1 protein-coding gene is annotated in these 1,319 nt (G+C 43.2%); it reads left to right on the top strand.

From position 1 onward, the window contains the following. Nucleotides 1–54: 54 nt before the first annotated feature. Nucleotides 55–1,191 (top strand): chemotaxis-specific protein-glutamate methyltransferase CheB, encoded by a 1,137-nt coding sequence (cheB, locus tag F6K53_RS43000; protein WP_293086765.1) that lies wholly within the window; start codon nucleotides 55–57, stop codon nucleotides 1,189–1,191. The last annotated feature ends 128 nt before the right edge of the window (nucleotides 1,192–1,319 follow it).

Genomic DNA, 1,319 nt, shown 5'->3' with positions numbered 1-1,319 from the left:
GGTTGAAGGTTGAAGGTTGAAGGTTAGGTTAAATTTTAAATTTAAAAATAATCAATGACTATTCGAGTTTTATTAGTTGAAGATTCACCGCTTGCTATAGTAGTCCTGAAAAGGATTCTGAATTCATCAGAGCAGATTGAAGTGGTGGGAGAAGCTGGAACTGGCTTAGAAGCTTTGAACTTAATTCCCAAAGTTCAACCAGATGTCATTTGTACAGACCTCCATATGCCCCACATGAATGGTCTGGAGTTGACATCTAAAGTTATGGCGCTCTATCCTAGACCGATTCTGGTGATTAGTGTTTCGGTGCAGCAAGAGGATACTGATCAGATTTTTGAGCTTTTAGATGCAGGAGCACTGGATATTTTGCCTAAGCCGTCGGCAGGAATGACAACGGAGAATCAGTTACTCCAGCAGGAGTTGATCAATAAGATTAAAATTCTGTCTGGGGTCAAGGTCTTTACAAAAAACCGAAAGTCTATACTAGGTACACAAAAGCAGGGGAGTTCTGGGAAAGGGAAGCTTCCGGCAATGGACTACAGCACCAATCAAAATCAAATTGGTGGAGTATCACAGACAGGAAATCGTGCTGCTTTCTCTTCTAATTACTATTCCAAACCAAAAATAGTTGTGATTGGTGCATCTACAGGTGGACCCCAAGCCCTAAACGAGGTATTCACTCAACTACCGTCGAATTTTCCTTTACCAGTAATTTGCGTGCAACACATTAGTCTTAGTTTTTTGCAGGGATTCATCGATTGGTTAGCTAGTCATTGTTCGTTGCCAGTTCAGATTGCTCAACCAGGAGATATGCCACAACCACGAAGAATTTATTTCGCACCAGAACAGCAGCATTTAGAATTGGATGCTATGGGTCGATTTATCTGTTCTGATTCAGAGCCACTGGAAGGACATCGCCCTTCGGTAACTGTCACATTTGAGTCTGTAGCCAAGTTTTATGGCAAAGCTACAGTGGGCATATTATTGACGGGTATGGGTAGAGATGGAGCGAGTGGTATGGAGAAGATCGCTGAGGTTGGTGGCTTGACCATCGCTCAAGATGAAGCGACTTCCTTGGTGTTTGGCATGCCTAAAGAAGCGATCGCTCTCGGAGCAGCCAAAGAGGTTTTACCAATTGGTGCGATCGCACCGAGGCTACGGGAGTTGTGCTTAGTGAAAATTGAAACTTGAAAATAACGCTTCTCTCACCCCTTGCTGATTCAATATAGTTTACTTCAAATAATTTCCATCTCATCCAGGCTCGCGATCGCTATATCAGCTCCCTGTACATGGGAAGCTTTTGGCTTTCCCCAGCAAAT

It is taken from the genome of Moorena sp. SIO4A1 (genome assembly GCF_010672065.1).
Lineage (GTDB): Bacteria > Cyanobacteriota > Cyanobacteriia > Cyanobacteriales > Coleofasciculaceae > Moorena.
This window is presented reverse-complemented; position numbering and strand designations above follow the sequence as displayed.